Annotated in this window: 16 protein-coding genes and 1 pseudogene; 12 read left to right on the top strand and 5 right to left on the bottom strand. The window is 69.8% G+C overall.

What is annotated here, in order from left to right; all coding sequences use genetic code 11:
- The 4 genes from ASD47_RS11315 (at nt 1) to ASD47_RS11300 (ending at nt 3,343) form a co-directional block, all read left to right on the top strand.
- The gene (locus tag ASD47_RS11315) at nt 1-783 is read left to right on the top strand and encodes a succinate dehydrogenase iron-sulfur subunit (protein ID WP_056755985.1); all 783 of its coding nucleotides are present in this window, start codon (nt 1-3) and stop codon (nt 781-783) included.
- On the top strand, nt 780-1,676 hold the full coding sequence (locus ASD47_RS11310) for a tetratricopeptide repeat protein (protein WP_056755981.1): 897 nt from the start codon (nt 780-782) through the stop codon (nt 1,674-1,676). Before ASD47_RS11315 ends, ASD47_RS11310 begins: the two co-directional genes overlap by 4 nt.
- A 61-nt stretch (nt 1,677-1,737) precedes the next feature.
- A complete protein-coding gene (locus ASD47_RS11305) occupies nt 1,738-2,991 on the top strand; it encodes an NAD(P)/FAD-dependent oxidoreductase (protein ID WP_056755978.1) in 1,254 nt (417 codons plus the stop codon).
- 31 nt (nt 2,992-3,022) lie between these two features.
- Nucleotides 3,023-3,343, top strand: a complete 321-nt coding sequence (locus ASD47_RS11300) for a 2Fe-2S iron-sulfur cluster-binding protein (protein ID WP_056755975.1) — start codon at nt 3,023-3,025, stop codon at nt 3,341-3,343.
- A 138-nt stretch (nt 3,344-3,481) separates the two neighbouring features.
- On the opposite strand, the gene ASD47_RS11295 is transcribed toward ASD47_RS11300, so the two are convergent.
- Entirely contained in the window at nt 3,482-5,794 is a 2,313-nt protein-coding gene (locus ASD47_RS11295) for a PAS domain-containing sensor histidine kinase (protein ID WP_056755973.1), read from the bottom strand.
- A gap of 63 nt (nt 5,795-5,857) precedes the next feature.
- Here ASD47_RS11295 and ASD47_RS28215 point away from each other — a divergent pair, with 63 nt between their 5' ends.
- Nucleotides 5,858-6,712, top strand: a complete 855-nt coding sequence (locus tag ASD47_RS28215) for a metallopeptidase family protein (RefSeq protein WP_369800288.1) — start codon at nt 5,858-5,860, stop codon at nt 6,710-6,712.
- Between the two features lie 178 nt (nt 6,713-6,890).
- Here ASD47_RS28215 and ASD47_RS11280 read toward each other — a convergent pair whose 3' ends face one another.
- Nucleotides 6,891-8,957 (bottom strand): glycoside hydrolase family 65 protein, encoded by a 2,067-nt coding sequence (locus ASD47_RS11280; RefSeq protein ID WP_056755970.1) that lies wholly within the window; start codon nt 8,955-8,957, stop codon nt 6,891-6,893.
- Nucleotides 8,958-9,071: 114 nt separating this feature from the next.
- On the opposite strand from ASD47_RS11280, the gene ASD47_RS11275 reads away from it, so the two are divergent.
- Nucleotides 9,072-9,509, top strand: a complete 438-nt coding sequence (locus ASD47_RS11275) for an SWIM zinc finger domain-containing protein (protein ID WP_056755968.1) — start codon at nt 9,072-9,074, stop codon at nt 9,507-9,509.
- On the opposite strand, the gene ASD47_RS11270 is transcribed toward ASD47_RS11275, so the two are convergent.
- The gene (locus ASD47_RS11270) at nt 9,481-10,227 is read right to left on the bottom strand and encodes an NAD-dependent deacylase (RefSeq protein ID WP_056755965.1); all 747 of its coding nucleotides are present in this window, start codon (nt 10,225-10,227) and stop codon (nt 9,481-9,483) included. The genes ASD47_RS11275 and ASD47_RS11270 overlap by 29 nt on opposite strands.
- Nucleotides 10,228-10,383: 156 nt before the next feature.
- Here ASD47_RS11270 and ASD47_RS11265 point away from each other — a divergent pair, with 156 nt between their 5' ends.
- The 4 genes from ASD47_RS11265 (at nt 10,384) to mmcB (ending at nt 13,174) form a co-directional block, all read left to right on the top strand.
- Nucleotides 10,384-11,508, top strand: a complete 1,125-nt coding sequence (locus tag ASD47_RS11265) for a ferritin-like domain-containing protein (RefSeq protein WP_056755963.1) — start codon at nt 10,384-10,386, stop codon at nt 11,506-11,508.
- Nucleotides 11,509-11,608: 100 nt separating this feature from the next.
- Entirely contained in the window at nt 11,609-12,136 is a 528-nt protein-coding gene (locus ASD47_RS11260) for a lipocalin family protein (RefSeq protein WP_056756071.1), read from the top strand.
- Nucleotides 12,137-12,141: 5 nt separating this feature from the next.
- Nucleotides 12,142-12,684, top strand: coding sequence for a lipocalin family protein (locus ASD47_RS11255; RefSeq protein ID WP_082564581.1), 543 nt, complete (start codon nt 12,142-12,144; stop codon nt 12,682-12,684).
- 31 nt (nt 12,685-12,715) lie between these two features.
- Nucleotides 12,716-13,174, top strand: coding sequence for a DNA repair putative endonuclease MmcB (mmcB, locus tag ASD47_RS11250; protein WP_056755961.1), 459 nt, complete (start codon nt 12,716-12,718; stop codon nt 13,172-13,174).
- A 3-nt stretch (nt 13,175-13,177) separates the two neighbouring features.
- Here the strand turns inward: mmcB and ASD47_RS11245 are convergent, their stop codons facing one another.
- Both ASD47_RS11245 and recQ read right to left on the bottom strand, forming a co-directional pair.
- Nucleotides 13,178-13,474, bottom strand: coding sequence for a hypothetical protein (locus ASD47_RS11245; RefSeq protein ID WP_056755958.1), 297 nt, complete (start codon nt 13,472-13,474; stop codon nt 13,178-13,180).
- A 75-nt stretch (nt 13,475-13,549) separates the two neighbouring features.
- Nucleotides 13,550-15,424, bottom strand: coding sequence for a DNA helicase RecQ (recQ, locus tag ASD47_RS11240; RefSeq protein ID WP_200945254.1), 1,875 nt, complete (start codon nt 15,422-15,424; stop codon nt 13,550-13,552).
- A 300-nt stretch (nt 15,425-15,724) separates the two neighbouring features.
- Between recQ and ASD47_RS11235 the strand changes: the two genes are divergently transcribed.
- Both ASD47_RS11235 and ASD47_RS28210 read left to right on the top strand, forming a co-directional pair.
- Nucleotides 15,725-17,689 (top strand): transglycosylase domain-containing protein, encoded by a 1,965-nt coding sequence (locus tag ASD47_RS11235; RefSeq protein ID WP_056755955.1) that lies wholly within the window; start codon nt 15,725-15,727, stop codon nt 17,687-17,689.
- Between the two features lie 227 nt (nt 17,690-17,916).
- Nucleotides 17,917-18,021, top strand: a pseudogene (locus tag ASD47_RS28210) (hypothetical protein); the annotation flags it as partial.

Genomic DNA, 18,021 nt, shown 5'->3' with positions numbered 1-18,021 from the left:
ATGGTTCAGCTCACCCTCCCCAAGAACTCCACCGTCCAGAACGGCAAGACCTGGCCCGCACCGGCCGGCGCCAAGAACACCCGCGCGTTCAAGGTCTACCGCTACGACCCGGAAGACGGCCGCAACCCGCGCTGGGACACCTACGAGGTGGACGTCGACGCCTGCGGCCCGATGGTCCTGGACGCCCTGCTCTACATCAAGAACACCATCGACCCGACGCTGGCCTTCCGCCGCTCGTGCCGCGAGGGCGTCTGCGGCTCTTGCGCGATGAACATCGGCGGCCGCAACACCCTGGCCTGCACCCACGGCCACGCCGACACGCCCGGCAAGGCCGTGCAGATCAGCCCGCTGCCCAGCCAACCGGTGGTCAAGGACCTGATCCCGGACCTGACGCTGTTCTACGCCCAGTACGCCTCGATCGAGCCCTGGCTGCACACCGTCACGCCCGAGCCGCAGACCGAGTGGAAGCAGTCGCCGGAAGACCGCTCCAAGCTGGACGGCCTCTACGAGTGCATCCTGTGCGCCTGCTGCTCGACCTCTTGCCCCAGCTACTGGTGGAACGGCGACAAGTATCTGGGCCCGGCCACCCTGTTGCACGCCTACCGCTGGCTGATCGACAGCCGCGACGAAGCCACGGGCGACCGCCTCGACAACCTCGAGGACCCGTTCAAGCTCTATCGCTGCCACACGATCATGAACTGCGCCCAGGTCTGCCCCAAGGGCCTGAACCCGGCCAAGGCGATCGCCGAGATCAAGAAGATGCTGGTCGAACGGGTCGTATGATCCCCGCGCTCGTCCTCGCCGCCGGCCTGCTCGTTTCCAGCGCCGCCGGCGTGGACGAACCGACCGCGAGCCCGGCCTATGCCGAGGCCAAGGCGCGTCTGGTGGCGGGCGACCCGGCGGGCAAGCCGGCGCTCGAGGCCCTGGCCGCCGCCGGCGATCCCGACGCCCAGACTCTGGTCGCCAGCGCATCGTTCGTCGGCGGAGGCGGCTTTTCGATCGACAAAGCCAGGTCCTGCGCGCTCTGGGAACAGGCGTCCAAGGCGCGGGCCCTGGCCGCTCACCTCCATGCCGAGTGCGTCGAGAGGGGCTATGACGGCCGTCCGCGCGATCCGACGGCGGCGCGAGGCCTCTACAAGGCGGTCGCCGATCGAGGCTTCAGCAAGTCGAAATGCGCGCTGGGCAACCTGCTGATCCTCGGCCAGGGCGGTCCTGCCGACCCCGAGCGTGGCCTTGCCTTGTGTCGCGAAGCGGCCCAGGCGGGCGACGCCGACGCCCAGACCGACGTGGGCGACTATTACCTGCGGGGCAAGATCGTGCCGCGCGACGTCGGCGAGGCGCGGACCTGGTATGAGAAGGCCGTCGCCCAGGGCCAGAAGAACGCCCATATGACGCTTGGCCAGATCTATTGGAACGGCGATGGCGTGCCCAAGGACAACGCCAGGGCCGCCGCCCTGTGGCGTGTGGCCTACGCCAAGGGACGCTTGGACGCCGACCAGTTCCTCGCGGATGAGGCCTTCGTCCGAGCCAACGCGGTCAAGGGCCAGATCAACGTCGCCGCCATGGACGAGGCCATCGATTGGTACCAAAAGGTCCTGGCCCGCGACCCGTCGCTGAGCGAAAAGCTTCGCCCGCGGCTGGACCTGCTGCTCAAGATCAAGGCCGCGAGATCCTGAACGGCGCTGGAAGCGGCTTGCAAAAAGTGACGGCATCGTCACTTTTGTTTGAACGAGGGAGATGCGTGCATTGAGCGAAGCGGGCACGGGCGATCTGAACAGCCGCGTCGTCATCGTCGGCGCGGGCCATGCCGGGGGCTCGGCCGCGGCCTTCCTGCGCCAGTACGGCCATGTCGGCCCGATCGTCCTGATCGGCGACGAGCCCCTGCTGCCCTACCAGCGCCCGCCGCTCAGCAAGGCCTGGCTGAAGGGCGAGGCCGACGCCGACAGCCTGCAGCTCAAGCCCAGCGCCTGGTACGAGGAGGCTGGGGTCTCCCTGCGGCTGGGCGGGGTGGCGGTGTCGATCAATCGCGGCGCCAAGACCGTGACCCTGGCGTCGGGCGAGGTCATCGCCTACGACTACCTGATCCTCGCCACCGGCGCTCGGGCTCGCGCCCTGCCCCTTCCGGGCGCGGACCTGGCCGGCGTCCTGGCCCTGCGCACGGCGGCCGACGCCGAGGCCTTGAAGGGCGCCCTGGGCCCCGGCAAGCGGCTGGCCGTGGTCGGCGGCGGCTATGTGGGCCTGGAGGCGGCGGCCTCGGCCATGGCCCTGGGCGGCCATGCCACGATCCTTGAGCGCGAGCCGCGCGTCCTGGCCCGGGTGGCCTGCGAGACCCTGTCGACCTTCTTCCAGGACTATCATGGCGCGCGCGGCGTGACCTTCGTGCTCGACGCCAAGGTCGCGGGCTTCGACGGCCAGGATGGCCATGTGACCGGGGTGCGGCTGGCGGACGGCTCGGTGATCGCCTGCGACGTCGCCCTGGTCGGGGTGGGGGCGATCCCCAACGAGGAACTGGCCCGTGACGCCGGGCTGGACTGCACCAACGGCGTGGTGGTCGACCTCGAGGCTCGGACGGCCGACCCGTTCGTGTTCGCCATCGGCGACCTGACCCACCGGCCGCTGCCGACCTATGAGCGCCAGTTCCGCCTGGAGAGCGTACCCAACGCCCTGGAACAGGCCAAGCAGGCCGCCGCCGCCATCGCCGGCCGGCCTATGCCGCCGCACGAGATCCCGTGGTTCTGGTCCGACCAGTACGACCTCAAACTCCAGATCGCCGGCCTGCCGTTCGACGCCGACCGCCAGGTGGTGCGCGGCGACGTGGCGGCCGCCCGGTTCGCCGTCTTCCACCTGAAGGGCGACTTGGTTCAGGCCGTCGAGGCGGTCAACGCCCCGCCCGAATTCATGGCCGGCAAGCAGCTGATCGCCCGACGCACGCCCGTCGATATCGCCCGGTTGATGGATCCGGCGATTTCCATGAAGGACGTAGCGGCGTAAAACGACCGTTCAAAACCAGTCCAGGGGACCCATGGCCAAGATCACCTATATCGAGCACGACGGCACGGACCACCTCATCGACGTGAAGCCAGGCCTGACGGTCATGGAAGGCGCGGTGAAGAACAACGTGCCCGGCATCGACGCCGACTGCGGCGGCGCCTGCGCCTGCGCCACCTGCCACGTCTATGTCGACGAGGCCTGGCTGTCCAAGACCGGCGACAAGTCGGCCATGGAGGAGTCGATGCTGGACTTCGCCGAGAACGTCGAGCCGAACTCGCGCCTGTCGTGCCAGATCAAGGTGAGCGACGCGCTGGACGGGCTGGTGGTTCGGTTGCCGGAAAGCCAGCACTAAATTCCTCCCCCTGTGGGGGAGGCGATCGCGCAGCGATCGGTGGGGGGAGTTTTCGGGTCGTCGATCCGGTCGGTGTCGAGGCTGCACATCCCCCCACCGGCCTTCGGCCACCTCCCCCACAGGGGGAGGATCTCTGGCCTAGAACCCGAACTCCGGCTGCGCCGCCCCGGGCTGTTGCGTCTCCGGCAAGTGGCACGTGAACGTCGAGCCCGCGCCCGGTTCGCTTTCCAGCGCCACCCAGCCGCCGTGCAGCTCGACCAGCGCCTTGACCAGGGCCAGGCCCAGGCCGGGACCGCCGCGATCCCGCCCCACGAAGCGGTCGAAGATGTGGGCCTGGACGTGGAACGGCACGCCGCGGCCGGTGTCCGAGACGTCCAGCCGCACCTCGCCCAGGGCCCGCCGCGCCGACAGGGTGACCACCCCGTCCGGGGGGGTCTGGCGCAGGGCGTTCTCGATCAGGTGGTCCAGAATCTGCGACAGGCGCTTGTGGTCGCCGCGGATCAGGCCGACGTCCTTGTCGCATTCCACCGACAGCGTCACCCCGCCCAGCTGGGCCGCCTTCAGCGAGCGCTCCTGGGCGTCGGTCAGCAGGCCGGCCACGCGGATGTCCTCGATCTCCAGCGCCATCTCGCCGGCGTCGATCTGGGCCATGTCCAGCACGTCGTCGATCGAGCGGGCCAGCTGGGTGGCGGCGGCCCGGACCGAGGCCACGTGGCCGCGACTGCGTTCGGACAGGCCGTCGGCCCGCTCCAGAAGCTCCGAATAGCCGATGATCGTCGTCAGCGGGGTGCGCAGCTCGTAGGAAACGTTGCCAACGAAGTCGCGCTTGAGCCGCTCGGCTTCGGCCAGGGCCGCCGAGCGGTCGTCCAGGGCGTTCTGCAGGGCGCGGGTGTCGGTGACGTCGGCGAAGGCGATCAGGGTCGCGCCGTCCGGCAGCGGCCGGCTCTGGTAGACCACGATGCGGTTGTCCGAGGTGCGGGTCTCGCCCGAGGTCGGGGCGCGCATCTGCGGGTCGGGATCGGCGACCCGGCCCTTCAGCTCGCGCCAGAAGCTCAGGTCGTGCAGGCGCGGCACGCACAGCTCGACCACGCCCTCGAAGTCGACCGCCGCCTCCAGGGCCTGGGCCGAGACGTTCCAGAAGGTCTCGAAAGCCTCGTTGTGCAGCCGCAGGCGGCCGTCCGAGCCGAACACCGCCACCGCGTCGTTCAGCTTGTCCAGCGTGGCCTGCTGAACCTGGATCAGGGCGTTGTACTGGGCTTTCAGCCGCAGCTCGCCAGTGATGTCGGAGTAGAGCAGCAGCATGCCGCCCAGAGGGTGGGGCTGACGCACGACGCGCAGGGTGCGGCCGTCGGGCAGGTCCCACATCTCGTCGGCCTGAGGGCCCAGGTCCTCGTAGCGCGCCAGCTCCGCGGCCTTCCACTTGGCGTAGTCGACCGTCTCGGGCAGCCGGCGGCGCTGGCGCAGGCGGTCCAGCACCTCGCCATGGGTCGGGCGCTCGGCCAGCCAGGCCGGTTCCAGGCCCCACAGCTCGGCGAAGGCGGTGTTGTGGAAGGCTAGCCGCCGGCCAGCGCTGAAGATCGCCACGCCGTCGGCGATGTGGTTCAGGGTCTCGTCGTGGGCGGCGACGTGCTTCTTCAGTGCGTCGCGCATGTCCTCGACTTCGGTGACGTCGCTGCTGAACACCCCGACGCCGCCGCCTTCCAGCGGCTGGGCCGAGAAGCGCAGGGCGCGGCGGCGGCCGTCCAGCGGCACCCAGCGGACCAGCTCCCGCAGCTCACCGGCCTTGGCGGCCTCGACCGCCAGGGCGTCGGCGGCCCGGTCGATCGACTTGTTGTCGCGCGCCGCGTCGGCGGCCGTCTCGACCCCCACGACGCGCAGGTAGGCCGCGTTGCCCCACACCGGCGCGCCGTCGGCGCCGGAGATCCAGGCCGGCTCGACCAGTCCGTCCATGAAGGCGGCGAAGCGGTGGGCGTCCGGCAGGCCGGTCTCGTCGGCGGCCGCCGCGGCCAGGCGCAGCCAGGCCCGGGTCCCCGCCGCCCGGCCCTCGACCAGCACCCCGCCGCGCGCGCCGCGCGTCTCGAAGGCGCAGGCCTCGCCCTGTTCGAACAGGGCCTTCAGCTTGTGGGCGTGGGACGGATCGGCCTCGGTCAGGGCGACGACCACGGCCTGGGCGTCGGCGGGAACGTCGAGAATCCCGGCGCAGGCGGTCAGAGCGTCCTCGCCGGAGACCAGGTCGACGCCGTCGTCGTGCAGGACGACCACCGCGGTCTCGAAGGCCTCGGCGGCGCCCTGGCTGTCCATCAGCCGCGTCTCCAGCGTCGCGGCGCGGGCCTTCAGGCGGACGAGGTGGTCCTCGAACCGCCGGCGCTGCGACATGGCCCACAGCGTGGCGCAGAGCGCCAGGCAGACCGCGCCGGCCGTCGCGGCCAGGATCAAGTCGGACGAGGTCATCAGGCTTGTCGTCGGCCCCCGGGCTGCGGACGTGGTTAGCGAATCAGATTCACAGATTAGGCCGTGCGTGACCAGAGCGCGATGAGCCTGGCCGTCACGGCCTCGCGGTCCCGCCTTTCCGACGCGACGCCGACGGCCTATCTACCGGCCATGACCTGGACCGACCCTCTGGCCGCGACCCTGGCCCCTTCGCTGGATGATCTGGCGACCCTGGCGCGAAAAGCCTTCGAGGGCCTGCCCGCAGAGATCCGCCGGCAGGCCGGCGAGGTGGCGCTGCGTATCGACGACCTCGCCTCGGACGCGGTGCTGGACGACCAGGGGATCGAGGATCGGTACGCTCTGACCGGCCTGTTGCAGGACGTCGGCCAGGATCGGCCGACGCTGGTCCTCTATCGCCGGCCGATCCTCGACGAATGGTGCGAGCGCGGCGACATCGCCCTGGGCGACCTGGTCGCCTATGTCGTGGCCGACGAGCTGAGCAGGACCGTCGACGCCGCCTGGTCGTCGGCGGCCGCCTCCTCGGAAGGCTGGAGCGGGGCCCGATCCCCATCGCTGGCCGATTTCGCCGCGCTGGCCGGCCACGCGCTGGCCAACCTTCCCCCGCCGATCAAGGCGGCGGTCGGCGACGTCCAGGTCCGGGTCGAGGAGTTCGCCGACGACGAAACGCTGGACGCCCTGGGGATCGAAGACCCGTTCGAGCTGACCGGGGTCTACGAAGGCGTCGACCTGACGCGGCGAAGCGTGTTCGACGTTGCGCCGAACCCTTCCAGCATCCGGCTTTTCCGCCGTCCGATCCTGGACGAGTGGTGCGCGGGCGACGTCGGCTTCCAGGCGCTGGTCGAGCACGTCTTCGTTCACGAGGTGGCCCACCATTTCGGCTTCAGCGACGCGGGCATCGAGCAGGTCGAGCAGTCGTAGGACGGGTCGACCTTCAAGGCCGTGCGCGGTCCTCGTCCTTCGACAAGCTCAGGATGAGGACCAATTTGCAGACCGAGCCATAGAAAACCTCATCCTGAGCTTGTCGAAGGGCGAGGCTTTCGGTCCCCGGATCGGAATGTCGATCCGTTCTGGGGCTCTTGCGAGGAAGCAGACGGCCCTACGCGCTCTCGACGGGCTCCAGGGTCGCCCGCTGACCATGTCGGGCCTCCAGGCGATAGGGTCGGCCGCGGACCCACAGATGGCCGATGCGGATCGCCTCCCAGCCTTCCGGAAGCACGACCGGCCGCTGGGGCCAGGTCTCGGGCGGGCCCAAGGTCGGCCGCAGGGCCGGAAAGCCCTGGATCAGCGACATCAGGAACGCGCCCATATTGGCCACGAACGGCCCAGCCGGCGGCTGCTCGGGAAAGCGGTCGGGACGATATTCCAGGATCTGGTTGAAGCGGCCCGAGGCGAACTTGCCGTAGCCTTCCTCCAGCAGGCGGGCCGACAGCGCCCGATCCCCCGACCAGGCGGCCCAGACGCCGAGCAGGCCCGACAGCATCGGCGCGCCGGCATAGGCGTCGGCCAGCGACAGGTAATGCGCCAGGGTGGCGCGCTCGACCTCCGCCCCGAGGTCGCGCCAGAGCGGAAAGAACGCCATCAGCGGATCGGGGGTCTCGCCCTTCTCCTCGTCGGGGCGATAGTCGTCGTGCGACGCCAGCAGGTCGCCCTGCATCGGCAGAACCAGGGTGTCGCGGATCGCGCGCCATTCGGGCGGCGCGGGCTTGTCCAGCCTTTCGGCCATATCCAGAGCGTCGTCGAGAGCGGCCTGGCAGGCGAGCACGCCGAAGGCGGGATTGTCGCTTTCCTGTTGGCGCTCGGCGATGCCCATCGAGCCCTGCAGCTCGTGCCCGCGCTCGGTAGGGGTCACCCGGCTGGCGATCCATTGGGCGACGCCGTAAAGCACCGGCCAGGCCCGCTCCCGCATGAATTCCTCGTCGCCGGCCGCGGCGGCGTAGAGGGCGAAGGCGCGGGCGACATCGGGCGTGACATGGTCCTCGTGCCAGGAGGCCGTGCCGGGCAAGGGCGCGGCCTCCTGCCCCGTCGCCGGGCCGCTTTCCCACGGAAACTGCAGGCCGCGATGGCCGCGCGCCAGGGCGTTCTTTTGGGCCGCCTCCAGCGTGCGGCTGCGGTAGTCGAGCAGGGCCTCGGCCGCGCCCGGTTGCAGGAAGACCAGCGGCGGCGCCGCGAAGGTCTCCAGGTCCCACATCACGTGGCCGTAGTAGTAGTGATAGTCGCCCCAGGTGGCCAAACCGAAGATCGAGGTCGAACTCGGCGACGACGGGTGCGTCGAGGCCATCAGATAGTAGAAGGTGGCGTCGGCCAGGGCCTGCCAGCGCGGCGGCGCCCCCACCAGTTCGATACGGCCGCGCCACAGGTCGCGCCACTGCTTGCGGTTGGCCTCGCGGATCGCCTCGAAACCCCGGCGGCGGGCCAAGGCGACCATGCGCACGGCGTGCTGGTCGGGCTGGTCGTGGATGGCGTTGGGCGTGACGCTGACAATCTGGCGCAGCCGGTATTCGCGCCGCTGGTCACCCTCGAAGCTGTGCTCGGTATAGAGCCGGCCACGCTGGAGCGGCGGATACTGGGTCTCCACCGGCGCGTCGACGCTGCTGACCATGGCCAGGCCGCAGGTCGACAGGGCGCCTTCGGTCTCCCACAGCAGCGAGCCGTCGCAGGCGGGCTCGGCCTCGCCCGGCGTGTGGCGCTCGTGGGCCAGGGCCCGGCCCTCCACGTCGCGGGCGTCGATCATCGGTCGCAGGACGACCTTGGCCAGCCCATCGAGCCGCAGGCTCAGTTCCTGGCAGACGATCGTCGGATCGTCGCGGCTGCAGAACGCGACCACGGTGATCTCGGCGCTCACGTCGCCGGGCTGGTAGACTAGGCGGGTCGTCAGTTCGGCGGTCTCGAAGTCATAGACCTGGTCGACGATCGTCAGGGCGTCGCTGGCGTCCGACGCCCACACCCCGTTCAGGCTGATGTCGGCGGCCAGCGGATAAGGGGCCAGGGCGGCGGCCTCGATGTGGCGGGCCGGATGGCGGCCGGCCAGGCCGCTGACCAGGGTCATGCCCGCCGACAGCGGATTGGGCCGGACCCGGAGCCCGATCACGCCGTTCGACAGATAGGCGGGCAGCTCGCCCCGAAGACCGCCGACGACCGGCGGAGGACTGATCGGTTTTCCCATGCGGATCTCCCTGTTGGCGTCCGGACGAAACGAACCGGTCGCCGCCTGGGCGCCCGGCCTAGACAAATGATCGACCTGGGCTCAAGGCTCCCTCCACCGCATCGAGGATGACGCATGAGCCACGCCGACAGCCTGTCCGACGCCGCCTTTTTCGACGAGGCCGCCTGGCGCGGCCGCATGGACGAGCGCTGGTTCGAGAGCGGCGCGGCCATGGCCGAGGCCGGGGCCGTCGACCTGGTGGCGATCGAGGACGACGTCGTCACCGGCCATGTCACCGGCAGCGCCGGCGACCTCTATGTCGTCACCCTGCGCGCGCCGGACGGCGAGGGCGCCTGCACCTGCCCAGGCTTCGACAAGTTCGGGGCCTGCAAGCACCAGGCGGCCGTGGTGGCGGCGGCCAACCTGCTAGACGCCACGGGCCGGGGCTATGTCCGCGACCGCCTGGCCCGCCTGCGCGACGGCTTGGCTCTGGAGAGCCGGGACGCCCTGATCGAACGCATCGTCGAGTTGGCGAAGAAGAACCCTAAGGTGCTGGCGGGATTGGAGGGATAGGGCGCGCGCCCTGCCCGCCCAGCACCTCATCCACCCAGGTTGGCACGACTTCGGTCGCGGGCCCGTAGCGGCGCTCGTCGAAGACCCGCGCGTTGTCGGACGGCTCCAGGTTCAGCTCGCAGGTGCGGATCCCCAGCCGCCGGGCCCAGGCCACGAGGCCGGCGGCCGGATAGACCGCGCCCGACGTACCGATGGCGACGAACAGGTCGCTGTCTTCCAGGGCGTCCTCGATCCCGTGCAGGAACAGGGGCGTCTCGCCGAACCACACCACGTGCGGCCGAGCCGTTCCGGTTTCGCCGCAGCGGGCGCAGGCGGTCTCGCCGCTCAGCGGCTCGGAATCCGGCCAGGTCGCCCCGCAGCCGTGGCAGCGCGTGATCCCCAGTTGCCCATGCATGTGGACCACGTCGCTGCAGCCGCCCTGCTCGTGCAGGTCGTCGACATTCTGGGTGCACAGGAACAGGCGTCCGCCTCGCGCGACGAGGCCCTTCTGGAGCCGGGCCAGGGCCAGGTGCGCCGCGTTGGGCGCCGCGCCCGCCAGGTTCGCGCGACGGGCGTTATAGAAAGCGCGAACCTTGGCCGGATCACGGGCGAAACCCTCCGGGGTCGCCACCTCCGAGAGGTCGTATTGCGTCCAGATTCCGCTGGCGTCACGGAACGTTCCCAGGCCGCTCTCGGCCGAGATGCCAGCGCCGGTCAGGACGAAGACGTTCAGGCCCATGGTTGGGTTTTCTCCCGGCGCGACGCCGCTTTGCAAACCTGACGCAGCCGTCATTTTTAATTTGACCCCGCCGGTTCTTTGAGTGGACAGTGTTCAGATAGGCAAGAGACCCGCGTTAGACGGATCCTGTCCAGACCCATTGGCGAGGAACTTCCCGTGACGGACAAGAACATCACCAAGGACGCCATGTACGACGCGGTGGCGCCGGACGACTTCGAGTCGATGCTCGAGCTGGACCGCTACAACAACCGCTCGACCGCCTTCGACAAGATCATTTCCGCGACCCACGACCACTTCTGGGATCCGCTGGACAAGGCCTATATCGACTATGACGAGCCGTTCGACATGGAGAACCAGGCGCTGGTTCCCGAGGATCTGGTCATCGCCCTGTCGACCGACTACGTCTCCAACCACCTCAGCGATCCCAAGCAGCGCATCCGCTTCATCAACCAGTCGGTGCTGCGCAGCTTCTCGTCGATCCTGCACGGCGAGCAGGGGGCGCTGAACCTGTCGGCCAGCCTGTGCCACGTGCTCAAGGACCAGGGCGCCCAGGAATACGCGGCCAACCAGACCCGCGAGGAGGCTCGGCACGTCACCGCCTTCGCCAAGTACATCAAGGCCCGCTGGGGCAAGCCGGTCGAATGCGGCCCGGCCCTGAAGACCCTGCTGGTCGAGATCATCGGCGCGCCCGAGGTCTACAAGAAGATCATCGGCATGCAGATGCTGGTCGAAGGCCTGGCCATGGGGGCCTTCGCCACCTTCTACACCCAGATCAACGATCCGCTGGGCAAGAAGATGCTGCAGCTGGTGATGACCGACGAGGCCTTCCACCACAAGTTCGGGAAGATCTGGGCCGACCGCACGGTGCCCAAGCTGACCCCCGAGGAGCACGCGATCATCGAGGACTGGGCGGCGCACTGCTTCCAGACCCTGCTGTTCAACCTGGTCTCACCGCACCAGCAGCTGGACCTCTACGCCGAGTTCGGCCTGGATCCCGACAAGGTGGTCGAGGAGTATGGGAAGATCATGACCGACGACCTGCGTCGGGAGAACATGAAGGAGCAGACCAACATCTTCCGGGTGCTGGTCAAGACGCTGCTCAACGCCGGCATCATCACCGAACGCACCAAGGCCTTCTACGCCATGTATGTCGACCTGGACGAGCTGAAGGGCGAGGGCGAGCGGATGGTCGGCGACGACATCGCCGAGGAGGGCATCCGCCACCTGCAGGCCATCAACTTCAGGGACCGCGCCACGCCGGTGACCATCGCCGCCGAATAGGCCGCCGCCGCACGACCGCCAGCGCCTCGCCGGAACTTCGGCGGGGCGCTTTGCGTTCCTGGCGTCCTTGGGGCAAGGTTTGGGGGGCAAGATGGGCATCATGCACAGACTTACGATCCTGATCGCCGCGACCCTGCTCGCGACCCAGACCCCGGTCGCGGCCTGGGCGGCGGCTCAACAGCCGTCCAAGCCGGTGGCCGCCAGCTTCTATACCGGCAAGTGGTACGAGATCGCCCGCACGCCCAATTCGGGCCAGCGCGACTGCCAGGCCCCGACAACAGAGTTCACCGGCAAGGGCGCCAACGGCTTCTCGGTGCACCAGGTCTGCCGCAAGGGCTCGGCCTCGGGCGCGGAAAAGGTGTTCGACACGACCGGCCAGATCGTCTCGGGAACCCAGAACGCCAAGTTCAAGATGAGCTTCCTGGGCGGCCTGAAGAAGCAGGAATACTGGGTGCTCGACCGGGCCGACGACCAGTCCTGGGCGATCATGGCCACGCCGGGCGGCAATTTCGTCTGGCTGCTGTCGCGCAAGCCGGTGATGGACCCTTCCGCCAGGGCCCAGGCCTTGGCGCGGGTCAAGGCCCTGGGCTACGCCAAGCTGGAATATCCGCAGCAGCCGCCGGCCTGACCGTGATCCGCCGCCTGCCGGGGCCGCTCTCCGCCGTCCTGCTGACCACGGCCTCCATCGCCGCCTGCGTGGCCGGGCCCAGCGGCAATTCGCATCCGCCGCGCCCGGCCAAGGCCGTCGACCTCGAGCGTTACGCCGGCCTCTGGTACGAGGCGGCGCGCTACGACATGCCGTTCGAGAGGGGCTGCGACGGGGTCACGGCGGTCTATTCCAAACGGCCCGACGGCCTGATCCGCGTGGTCAACACCTGCCATCAGGGCGGTCCGACCGGCCCCGTCAAGGTCAGCGAAGGCGAGGCCAAGGTCGCCGACCGGGCGACTGGAGCCAAGCTGAAGGTCTCGTTCTTCGGCCCGTTCTTCGTGGGCGACTACTGGGTGCTGGACCACGCCGACGACTACGGCTGGTCAATCGTCGGCGAGGGCTCGGGGCGCTATCTGTGGCTCCTGACCCGCAGGCCGCCGACCCCGGTGGAGCTGAAGGCGCTGATCGGGAGGGCCAGGGCGATGGGCTACGATACGTCGATGCTGCGGGTGACGAAGCACTCTTGATCCGCGAACAAAGCTGGAACATGGTTCCGGCATGGACGTCGTCATCGATCTTCGGCCTTCGCGGCCCGAGACCACCGGCCTGGTCACCCGCGGGGCCGGGCGGTTCCTGGTCTCGCTGGGCTATGCGCCCCTGGCCGAGGTGACCTTGCCCAACGGCCGCCGCGCCGACCTGATGGCCCTGGGCCCCAAGGGCGACGTGCTGATCGTCGAGGTCAAGTCGGGGCTGGAGGACTTCCGGGTCGACCGCAAATGGCCCGAATACGCCCCCTTTTGCGACGCCTTCTATTTCGCGGTGTCACCGGACTTTCCCGAGGGGATCCTGCCCGACGAGCCGGGGCTGATCGTCGCCGACGGCTTCGGCGGCGCGGTGGTGCGCGAGGCGCCGGTCGCCCCGCTGGCCCCAGCGCGGCGCAAGGCCCTGACCCTGGCCTTCGCCCGGCTGGCCGCGCTGCGGGCCGCCGGCGTCACCGCCGAGCGGCTGTCCCTGTAACGCCTAGCGGTCGAAGTTGCGGGCCAGCAGGAAGCCGAACACCAGGCCGGCCACGAAGGTCCCGACCGCCAGGGCGACGGGATGCTCCTCGGCCTGCTGGTGGGCGACCTGAGCCTTTTCGGCGGTCCAGGTCTTGCCGATATCGGCCTTCTCCGCGGCGTAGGTCCGGGCGACCTCAGCCTTTTCGGCCACGGTCTCGACGGCCTTTTCGACGGCGGCCTTGGCGCGCTTCACGCCAGCCTGGGCTTTCGTCTTGGCGGAGGCCTTGGGGGCCGGAGTCTTGATCGTGAAGTCGGTCATGCGAAATCCCGTGGAATGAGGCGCCAGCCAGCCTAACACATCGCGCCGTGAAACGTTTCCCTGTCCGGCGCCAACTTAGTTGTCGCGCACCACCTTCAGCACCGCCTCGCCATAGCGGTCCAGCTTGCCCTGGCCCACCCCGCCGGCCTTGGCCAGGGCGGCGGCCGTGGCCGGGCGAGCGGCGGCGATCTCGGCCAGGGTGGCGTCGTGGAAGATCACATAGGGCGGCACGTGCTGCAGAGCCGCCTCCTCGCGCCGCCAGCTCCGCAGGGCCTCGAACAGGGCCTGGTCCTCCAGCGGCACGGTCAGGGCCTGGCGCTTGCGGGCCGTCTTGCCGGCGCCGGAACGTCCCGGACTGTCGGCCGTCGCCGCCTGCTGGCGCACCGAGACCAGCCGCTCGCCGCGATAGACCTGGCGCACGCCCTCGCCGTCGCCCAGGCCGATCAGCGGCCGGCCGTCATTGGGGTCCTCGCGCAGCAGGCCCTCGAACACCAGGGTGTCGATCAGGTCGCGCCAGCCCTGGGGGCTGAACTCCTTGCCGATGCCGAAGGTCGACATCTGGGCCTCGGCCGGGGTCACGTCCTTGGTCTTGCCCAGCAGGTGGTCGACCAGGCGGCCGCGTCCGAACCGCCCGCCCATCCGATGGGCGGCCGACAGGGCCTTCTGGGCGGCCTGGGTGGCGTCGACGCCGGTCGGCGGCGAGACGCAGATGTCGCAGACCCCGCAACGCTCGACTCCCTCCTCGCCGAAATAGCGGCGGACGGCGGCGGCGCGACAGGTGACGCCCTCCAGCATGGCGTAGAACTGGCGCAGCTTGCGCAGTTGCACGGCCTTGACCTCGTCGGGCGCGCTCTGGGCTTCGATCCGCCGCACGGCCCAGGCCAGGTCGGCCGAGCTGTAGAGGGTGATGCCCTCGGCCGGCTGGCGGTCACGGCCGGCGCGGCCGATCTCCTGCCAATAGGCCTCGATGGCGGCCGGCGGGTCGGCGTGGATCACGAAGCGGACGTCGGGCTTGTCGACCCCCATGCCGAAGGCGATGGTCGCGACCATCACCGCCTCGTCGGCCTCCAGGAACTCCTCCAGCCGCCGGGCCCGCACGGCCTTGTCGAGGCCGGCGTGATAGGCCAGGGCGGGGATCCCTTCGGCGATCAGCTTCTCGGCCAGCTTCTCGGTGGAGTCCCGGCTGCCGGCATAGACGACCCCGGCGCGGTTGGGGCGCTCGGTGACCAGCTCGATGACCCGGTCGTGGCCCTTGCCTTTCTTGCGTTCGGCGTTCAGGGCCAGTTCGTGGCGGGCGAAGCTGTCGACGAACTCGGCCGCGCCCGAAAGGCGCAGCTCGGCGCGGATGTCGTCGCGGGTCCGGGCGTCGGCGGTGGCGGTGACGGCCAGGCGGGGGGCATGCGGAAACACCTCGGCCAGGCGGCCCAGCATGCGGTATTCGGGCCGGAAGTCATGGCCCCACTGGCTGACGCAGTGGGCCTCGTCGACCGCGACCAGCGACAGCGGCAGGCGCGACAGCCGCTCCAGCATCGACGGCTGCATCAGGCCCTCGGGCGACAGGTACAGCAGGTCCAGCACCCCGGCGTCGATCCGCCGCCAGATCTCGGCCCGCTCGCCCGGCAGGGTGTTGCTGTCCAGCCGCTCGGCCGCCACCCCGGCCTGCTGCAGGCCGGCCACCTGGTCGGCCATCAGGGCGATCAGCGGCGAGACCACCAGGCCCAGGCCCGGACGGACCAGGGCGGGGATCTGGTAGCACAGGCTCTTGCCGCCGCCGGTCGGCAGCACGGCCAGGGCGCTGCGCCCGGCCAGCAGCTCGCCGATCACCCCGGCTTGCAGGCCTCGGAAGTCCGCATGGCCGAAGGTGCGGCGCAGCACCTCGCGCGCCGCGTCGAGCGAGACGGCCGGCCCCGGCGCAGGGGCCCCGTATGCGGAATCAGGATGGTCGTACACAGGCGTCTTTTGACAGCGCGCGGGGGCCAGGCCAAGCGCGGCGCCATGATCCGGCCGCCAAAATCGGCTTGAAGGCTGACATCGGCTTCAACGGCCCCGCACGGAAGGTCGCCAGCATGTTCGCGCCGCGACCGGAAGGCGAAACGAACCATGAACACGCCCGGGGTGCAAGGGCGCGCGCGAGGCGGGTGAAGATGTGTTCATCTCTCGTCAATCTTGTCGCGCCTTCTGTGGGCATCGGCTAAACGAAGTGCGGCGCGGGCCCCGGGGCGACCGCGCGTTTGCGGGATTAAGGACGACATGGCCAACGGTACCTTCGGCGGGAACAAGCCGGCGAAGCCGCAACGCACGCCCCTGCAGGCGCTGCTCTACTGGACGGTCGTGCTGGGCGTCTGGGGCCTGATCTTCGTCGTCGCCTTCTTCGCGGTGTTCGCCAGCGACCTGCCCGACACCTCCAAGCTGTACGACGTCAAGCGCCAGCCCTCGATCAACTATCTGGACCGCTCCGGCGCCCTGCTGGCCGTGCGCGGCAGCCAGTACGCGCCGCCGGTCGACCTGGACGCCCTGCCCGACTACGTGCCGGCCGCCTTCGTCGCCATCGAGGACCGCCAGTTCTACCACCATATCGGCTTCAACCCGTGGGGCATCGCCCGCTCGCTGATCTGGAACCTGAGCCACGAGGGCGGCCCCCAGCGCGGCGGCTCGACCATCACCCAGCAGCTGGCCAAGAACCTGTTCCTCAGCCCGGCCCAGAACTATCGCCGCAAGGCCCAGGAGCTGATCCTGGCCGTCTGGCTGGAGCTGAAGTTCAGCAAGAAGCAGATCCTGGCCCTCTACATGAACCGGGTCTATTTCGGGGCCGGGGCCTACGGCATCGAAGCCGCCTCGCAGCGCTATTTCAACAAGCCCGCCTCGCAGCTGACCGTCGGCGAGGCCGCCCTGCTGGCCGGGCTGATGAAGGCCCCGGCCCGCTATTCGCCGGTCTCGGCCAGCGATCGCGCCGCCCGCCGCGCCACCATCGTGCTGGACGAGATGGTGCGGATGAAGGCCATCACCGCCGAGCAGCGCGACCAGGCCTTCGCCGAGCCGGTCCGCGTCTCGGCCACTCTGGCCAACCAGCGCGCCCAGTATTTCACCGACTATGTCGACGCCCAGGTGCGCTCGCTGGTCGGCGAACCCACCGAGGACCTGGTGGTCGAGACCACCCTGGACCTGCCGATCCAGGTCGCCGCCGAGCGTTCGGTGCAGACCGGCGTCGAGGGTCACAAGGGCCAGGGCGTGCAGCAGGCGGCCCTGGTGGCCATCGACGGCGAGGGCCGCGTTCGCGCCTATGTCGGCGGGGCCGACTACAGCGACAGCCAGTTCGACCGCGCCACCAGCGCCCGCCGCCAGGCCGGCTCGGCCTTCAAGCCGTTCGTCTACCTGACCGCCATGGACCAGGGCCGCAATCCCAGCGTCATGGTCGTCGACGAGCCGGTGAAGATCGGCAACTGGGAGCCCAAGAACTACACCAACAAGTACCTGGGCCCGATGACCCTGCAGACGGCTCTCGCCCAGTCGATCAACACGGTCGCCGCGCGCCTGGCCAGCGAGGTGGGCACCAGCAACGTCGCGGCCACCGCCCGCCGCCTGGGCATCACCAGCAAGATCCAGTTGGACCCGTCGATGGCCCTGGGCGCGGTCGAGGTCTCGCCGATGGAGATGGCCCAGGCCTACGCCCCGTTCTCGAACGGCGGCTTCCTGGCCAAGGGCTACGGCATCGAGCGGATCCGCACCACCAGCGGCAAGGTCCTGTACGACCACGGCGTCGACAAGGGCCAGCGCGCCCAGGTGATCGCCTCGCCCTCGCTGCAGTACATGAACCAGATGATGCGCCAGGTCGTGGCCGGCGGCACCGGCACGCGGGCCAAGGTCGAGGGCTATGACATCGCCGGCAAGACCGGCACCACCAGCGACTACCGCGACGCCTGGTTCGTCGGGTACACGGGCGGCTTCGTCACCGCGGTGTGGACCGGCAAGGACGACAACACCTCGATGAAGCGGGTGACCGGCGGCGGCGCCCCGGCCGAGATCTGGCGCAACTTCATGGCCGCGGCCTTGCCGCGCCTGAAGGCCACGCCGATCCCCGGCGGGGTGATCGAGCCGCCGGCTCCGGCCGGCGAGGACCCGATCGGCGACATCCTGAACCCGCCCGCCGCCCCCGAAGGCCCAGCCGCCGAAACCCCGCCGGCCGGAACGCCGGCGCCGGAGCAACTGCCCTACTGACATCGACCCTCCGGCCCGCGCCCCTCCTCCTGTGGAGAGGCGATCGCGCGGCGATCGGTGGGAATCGTCGATCCGGGTTGCGGCCATCGGCCTATCCCCCTCCGGCCCTTCGGGCCACCTCCCCCAGAGGGGGAGGATCTGGTCGCGTCGATGCTCCCCCTCTGGGGGAGCTGTCGCGAAGCGACTGAGGGGGTCTTTCGCGGGCACGATCTCTCATCCTCACGCGGATCACCGCTGAGCTGATGGAAAGGGACGCGGAGCGCCGGACATCGTCCGGAGTTTGAAAATGAATACCGTTTCGACGAAGCCCGATCGCTCCGCGCGGTCGTTAT

Origin of the sequence: Caulobacter sp. Root1472 (assembly GCF_001426985.1) — a bacterium.
Classification (GTDB): Bacteria; Pseudomonadota; Alphaproteobacteria; order Caulobacterales; family Caulobacteraceae; genus Caulobacter; species Caulobacter rhizosphaerae.
Note: the sequence above shows the minus strand (reverse complement) of the source record. Positions and strands in the feature narration are given on the sequence as shown.

Coding starts and splice junctions, on each gene's coding strand:
- ASD47_RS11310 (WP_056755981.1), top strand. CDS start 780: ATGATCCCCGCGCTCGTCCTCGCCGCCGGCCTGCTCGTTTCCAGCGCC.
- ASD47_RS11260 (WP_056756071.1), top strand. CDS start 11,609: ATGCACAGACTTACGATCCTGATCGCCGCGACCCTGCTCGCGACCCAG.
- ASD47_RS11300 (WP_056755975.1), top strand. CDS start 3,023: ATGGCCAAGATCACCTATATCGAGCACGACGGCACGGACCACCTCATC.
- mmcB (WP_056755961.1), top strand. CDS start 12,716: ATGGACGTCGTCATCGATCTTCGGCCTTCGCGGCCCGAGACCACCGGC.
- ASD47_RS11275 (WP_056755968.1), top strand. CDS start 9,072: ATGAGCCACGCCGACAGCCTGTCCGACGCCGCCTTTTTCGACGAGGCC.
- ASD47_RS11305 (WP_056755978.1), top strand. CDS start 1,738: ATGCGTGCATTGAGCGAAGCGGGCACGGGCGATCTGAACAGCCGCGTC.
- ASD47_RS11245 (WP_056755958.1), bottom strand. CDS start 13,474: ATGACCGACTTCACGATCAAGACTCCGGCCCCCAAGGCCTCCGCCAAG.
- ASD47_RS11315 (WP_056755985.1), top strand. CDS start 1: ATGGTTCAGCTCACCCTCCCCAAGAACTCCACCGTCCAGAACGGCAAG.
- ASD47_RS11295 (WP_056755973.1), bottom strand. CDS start 5,794: ATGACCTCGTCCGACTTGATCCTGGCCGCGACGGCCGGCGCGGTCTGC.
- ASD47_RS11235 (WP_056755955.1), top strand. CDS start 15,725: ATGGCCAACGGTACCTTCGGCGGGAACAAGCCGGCGAAGCCGCAACGC.
- ASD47_RS11270 (WP_056755965.1), bottom strand. CDS start 10,227: ATGGGCCTGAACGTCTTCGTCCTGACCGGCGCTGGCATCTCGGCCGAG.
- ASD47_RS11280 (WP_056755970.1), bottom strand. CDS start 8,957: ATGGGAAAACCGATCAGTCCTCCGCCGGTCGTCGGCGGTCTTCGGGGC.